Annotated in this window: 7 protein-coding genes; 1 reads left to right on the top strand and 6 read right to left on the bottom strand. The window is 65.0% G+C overall.

Annotated elements, in window-relative coordinates; genetic code table 11:
- From ACLP25_RS13160 to ACLP25_RS13135, 6 genes are all read right to left on the bottom strand, one after another.
- A partial coding sequence (locus ACLP25_RS13160) for a hypothetical protein (RefSeq protein WP_442469639.1) occupies positions 1-193 on the bottom strand: 193 nt, incomplete at its 3' end.
- Positions 194-323: 130 nt separating this feature from the next.
- A complete protein-coding gene (locus tag ACLP25_RS13155; RefSeq protein ID WP_442469638.1) occupies positions 324-941 on the bottom strand; it encodes a hypothetical protein in 618 nt (205 codons plus the stop codon).
- Between the two features lie 11 nt (positions 942-952).
- Positions 953-1,756: a CbbQ/NirQ/NorQ/GpvN family protein gene (locus tag ACLP25_RS13150; protein WP_442469637.1), complete on the bottom strand. Its 804-nt coding sequence runs from the start codon at positions 1,754-1,756 to the stop codon at positions 953-955.
- Positions 1,757-1,900: 144 nt separating this feature from the next.
- On the bottom strand, positions 1,901-3,247 hold the full coding sequence (locus tag ACLP25_RS13145; protein WP_442469636.1) for a cbb3-type cytochrome c oxidase subunit I: 1,347 nt from the start codon (positions 3,245-3,247) through the stop codon (positions 1,901-1,903).
- A gap of 34 nt (positions 3,248-3,281) precedes the next feature.
- The gene (locus ACLP25_RS13140; RefSeq protein WP_442469635.1) at positions 3,282-3,728 is read right to left on the bottom strand and encodes a c-type cytochrome; all 447 of its coding nucleotides are present in this window, start codon (positions 3,726-3,728) and stop codon (positions 3,282-3,284) included.
- Between the two features lies 1 nt (position 3,729).
- Positions 3,730-3,921 carry a hypothetical protein gene (locus ACLP25_RS13135; RefSeq protein ID WP_442469634.1) on the bottom strand — a complete coding sequence of 64 codons (192 nt, stop codon included), beginning with the start codon at positions 3,919-3,921 and terminating at the stop codon, positions 3,730-3,732.
- A gap of 126 nt (positions 3,922-4,047) precedes the next feature.
- On the opposite strand from ACLP25_RS13135, the gene ACLP25_RS13130 reads away from it, so the two are divergent.
- The coding region (locus ACLP25_RS13130; RefSeq protein ID WP_442469640.1) for an RrF2 family transcriptional regulator at positions 4,048-4,441 on the top strand (394 nt) is incomplete at its 3' end.

Below are 4,441 nucleotides of genomic sequence, written 5' to 3'. Positions count from 1 at the left end.
GGTGCGGCGAGAGTACGATCTCGTCGGAGTTTTCCGCGGCGTGCCGCGCCCCGTCCTCGTCATCGTCCTCGATGGGACGCGCCAGATTCATTGACTGCGCCAGCGTCAGCATTTTTTCGAAGCGGTTGAGGGCCAGATAGTCTTGCCGCTGCGTTTCATCCTGAGTTTCCCGGCGCGCCTTGCGGGCGACCATATCGCCCTGTTGCGCCGAAGACGCCGGCTCATCGCCGGCGGCAGCCGGCGCCGCGCCGGCGGCAGTGTCGATCGCCTCGCCCCAGAGTGGGACCGGCGCGAACGGGCGGTAGGCAGTTGACCGAGCCGCCTCACGCGCGTCTTCGCACGCGCGCGCAAATGCAAGCCCGTCTCGGGCAAGCAGGGCGAGAACTGCGCGTTCGACTGCCGCCTCCGCGGGCGGCAGCGCGCGCGGCCCGCGCGGAGAGGACCATTTCGCTCAGCTTCGCGTAAACCGGCCGAAGACCGGGCGCAGCGGCGAGCGCTTGATCGGTCGCGCGCGCGACGCTGCGAAGAATGGCAAGATCCCGCGCGGGGCCCGGCGTCTCGGGCGGCCGCGGCGGCAAGTGGGCGAAGAACGCCGCAAGCCAGAGATGGAGCGCCTGGTTGTCGGCGCGGTCCGGCCAGAGGTCGACCACAGCGGGAAGATAGAGCGCCTGGCTGTCGCGTCGCGCGGTAGGTGCGGCGCTCGCGCTGGAAAACCGCTCTCGCCGGGATGTGCGATGTCCGGATTCGCCGGCGCCGATTCCGACGATCGAAAGCGCCGCCGCGCCGCCGAGCCCCCGAAATACCACGCCGAGCGAACGCCGAGCGTCTTCGAGTCTGGACGCGGCTTCCGGAAAGCGCGGACGGGCGTCGCCGCGTGCAGCGCGATGCCAGAGTTTTCCAACGAACTCCTCCGGTTCGAGCAGGCCGAGGAGCGATTTCATAAGCCCTACTTTCAGCCGAGCGTGACCGCGGCGAGCTCCGACAATCCCTTGCGCGTTTCGACGTCGTCGGTCAGCGGCTCGATCATCGCCGCGCGCACGGCGTCCTCGACCCGCATGCCGCCGGCGATCAGGGTCGCCGCATAGACGACGAGGCGCGTCGAGCAGCCTTCCTCGAGATCGACGTCCCCGAGCGCCCGGAGACGGTGGGCGAGCAGAACGAGCGCGCGGCAGCGTTGGCCCGCGAGGCCGCTTTCGGCCGCCACGATCGCGACTTCCGCCTCTTCCGGCGGATAGCCGAATTCGAGCGCGAGGAAGCGCTGGCGCGTGCTCGGTTTCAGCGACTTCGTCAGGTTCTGGTAGCCGGGATTATAGGACGCCACGAGCATGAAGTTCGACGGCGCGATCAGCGTCTCGCCGGTGCGGTCGAGCGGCAGAATGCGGCGGTCATCGGTCAGCGGATGGAGGACGACGGCGACGTCCTTGCCCGCCTCGACGACCTCGTCGAGATAGCAGACGCCACCCTGGCGGACGGCGCGTGTCAGCGGACCGTCGACCCAATGCGTCTCGCCGCCGCGCAGGAGATAGCGGCCGGTGAGATCGGCGGCCGTCAGGTCGTCATGACAGGCCACGGTGATAAGCGGGACGCCGAGTCTCGCCGCCATATGGGCGACAAAGCGGGTCTTGCCGCTTCCGGTCGGGCCCTTCAGTATGAGCGGCAGGCGATGGCGGAAAGCGTGCTGGAATAGCGCGCACTCCTGTCCGATGGGGAGATAGAAAGGAACTTCGGCGTCGGGTTTCAGCGCGGCGAGCGACATGGGTTGACCTTATGAAGGGCCTCGCCAAGCGTGGGGTGCTCAGCGAAGCTCGGCTGGGATCTCGACCAGTTGACGACCGTCGGGTCCTCGCATCGGGTCCGGCCTCTCTGTAGGGGTAGACAGGGGCCAGGCCGATTCTTTGCGTCACTCCGCGGCAGCGAAGGCGACCGCCACCGGCGCTTTTCGGTGTCCGGGAACGAGCGTGGCGATCAGGAACATGACGAGCCCCAGCGCGGTCATGACGCCGCCGTAGAGCCGGATCGTGTAGAAGAGGCCGAGTTGCTGCTGCACGTCCATGTAATCCTGGCCCATCACCCGCTCGAGGTGGGTCTGCAGGACGCCGGCGAAGGTCAGCGCCGCCGACATGATTCCCACGCCCGTCGTCATCGTCCAGAAGCTGAGTATGTTGAGGTTCTGGTTGTAGGGAGCGCGTCCGAGCAACGGCGGCATGGCGTAGGTGATCATCGCGAGATTGACCATGGCGTAGGCGCCGTAGAAAGCGAGATGCCCATGAGCGGCGGTAACCTGGGTGCCGTGCGTGTAGTAGTTGATGGGCGCCAGCGTATGCAGGAAGCCAAGTACGCCCGCGCCGAAGAAGGCGGTCACCGCGCAGCCGAGCGACCAGAGGAGCGCAGCGTGATTGGGATGATCGCGCCGGCCCTTCCAGACCATGGCGAAGGCGAATAGGACCATCGCGAAGAACGGCAGCGGCTCGACAGCCGAGAAGATCGTGCCGATCCACTGCCAGTAGGCGGGCGCGCCAATCCAGTAATAGTGGTGGCCGGTGCCGAGTATGCCGGAGAACAAGGCCGTGCCGATGATGACGTAGAGCCACTTCTCGACCACCTCGCGATCGACACCGGTGAGCTTGATCAGCAGGAAGGCGAGGATGCTGGCCATCACGAGCTCCCACACGCCCTCGACCCAGAGGTGCACGACCCACCACCAGAACATCTTGTCGATGACGACGTTGGCGGGGACGTAGAAGGCGAACAGGAAGAACACCGCCACGCCCCAGAGGCCCATGAGCAGGATGCCCGTGATGACGGTCTTGCGCCCGTTGAGCACGGTCATCGAGATGTTGAGCAGGAACATCAGCGCGACGACGACGATGCCGACTTTGATGTAGATCGGCTGCTCGAGGTAGGATCGGCCGTCGTAATTGCCGAACAGATAGCCGACGACCGCGACCGCGGCGGCGACAAAGAATAGCCAGAACTGAACCTTCGCCAGCATGGGCGACCAGATGTCGCGCTCCGTCTCCTCCGGCAGGAGGAAATAGGCCGAGCCGAAGAAGCCAAGCAGCAGCCAGACGATCAGCGCGTTGGTGTGGATCATGCGCACGACGCTGAACGGCAGCAGGTCGGGCGGAATGAGGTTCGGCGCTACGTACATGATCGCGCCGACGAGGCCGAAGACGAGCTGAAGCGCGAAGATGGTGAGCGCCCCGACAAAATAAGGGAGCGCGACGCTCTGCGATGGATATTTCATGGCGTTGCCTCGGAAAGAATCAGGAAGGTTGAAGTCACTTCGGCGCGTGCGACGGCCAGTTCTGGGTGTCGACCTTGCTCACCCAGCGCAGGAAGGCCGCCATGTCGTGCACGTCAGAATCGGAGAGATGGAACTGCGGCATCTGGTGCCGGCCTTCCGTGCCGGTCGGCTGCGCCGCGAACCAGGCCTTGAAGGTGTCCTCGGTCGCGGCAGGATCCTTGTCTCCCCCGTACTTGATCCAGACCTTGCCGAGTTCGGGCGCGAAGCGCGCGCCCTCGCCAAACAGCGTGTGGCAATCGAAGCAGGCTTTCTTTTCCCAGATGCGCTTGCCGCGCGCGGCCTCGGCGCTGATCGGGTTCGTCTGTTCCACGACCCGCGCCTGCATGTAGCTGTTGCCGACGAGCAGTGCGAAGACGACGAAGAAAAAGAGGGAGCCGCCGTAAAAGATGTTGCGGGCGGCCGCCGTGGTCAGGCGTTCCATGTCAAACCTCTGGTGTTGGAAGCAAGGCAAAAGCGTTGAGGGTCGCTAAGCCGGGAAAGAGCAGTTCGCGGCGATGCGCTTTGTTGAACTGGCTCACAATCCAGGCGATGAGGGCATTCGTTTCGCTGCGATCGACAACCGACCCCACGACCGCAAGGGTCGCCTTGCGGCTGACATCGGTTTGCGCCGTCACGGGCTGTGTCCTCGCCTAAAATGGCATTTCTGATACCACTTTCGTGCCACGATGGATATGCTAGCGTCAATGCGGTTCCAGGGTTTCATGATGCGACTTCTTGCCTCAACCGAATACGCATTGCGCGTGCTGATTGCGCTCGGCCAGAGCGGCTCCGCGGAAACGACCACGGTTGAGACGCTGGCGACGTCGCTCGGGGGATTGTCGCGCAACCATCTGCGCAAGATCGTTGAAGACCTCGCGGCAATTGGGATCGTCAAGACGATTCGCGGCGCAGGCGGAGGCGTCGTCCTCCCGAAAAGGCCTCGGGAGATAAGAATTGGCGCGGCCGTCCGAGCGCTTGAGGAGGACCAGGCGATCGTCGAGTGCTTCCGCACCGACCACGGCTGCTGCACGCTCGGGCCCGGATGCCGCCTGCGTCCGATGCTGCGCAAGGGGCGCCGGCAATTTTATGTGTCGCTGGATGGCCACACGCTTATCGTGACCGCGGTTGCGACGTGGCTGGCGACAAGACCCGGAA

It is taken from the genome of Roseiarcus sp. (assembly GCF_052145395.1).
Taxonomy (GTDB): Bacteria; Pseudomonadota; Alphaproteobacteria; order Rhizobiales; family Beijerinckiaceae; genus Roseiarcus.
Note: the sequence above shows the minus strand (reverse complement) of the source record. Positions and strands in the feature narration are given on the sequence as shown.

Bases quoted from the DNA above. Each gene is read 5' to 3' on its own strand.
- ACLP25_RS13145 (WP_442469636.1), bottom strand. From the start codon at position 3,247: ATGAAATATCCATCGCAGAGCGTCGCGCTCCCTTATTTTGTCGGGGCG.
- ACLP25_RS13140 (WP_442469635.1), bottom strand. From the start codon at position 3,728: ATGGAACGCCTGACCACGGCGGCCGCCCGCAACATCTTTTACGGCGGC.
- ACLP25_RS13155 (WP_442469638.1), bottom strand. From the start codon at position 941: ATGAAATCGCTCCTCGGCCTGCTCGAACCGGAGGAGTTCGTTGGAAAA.
- ACLP25_RS13150 (WP_442469637.1), bottom strand. From the start codon at position 1,756: ATGTCGCTCGCCGCGCTGAAACCCGACGCCGAAGTTCCTTTCTATCTC.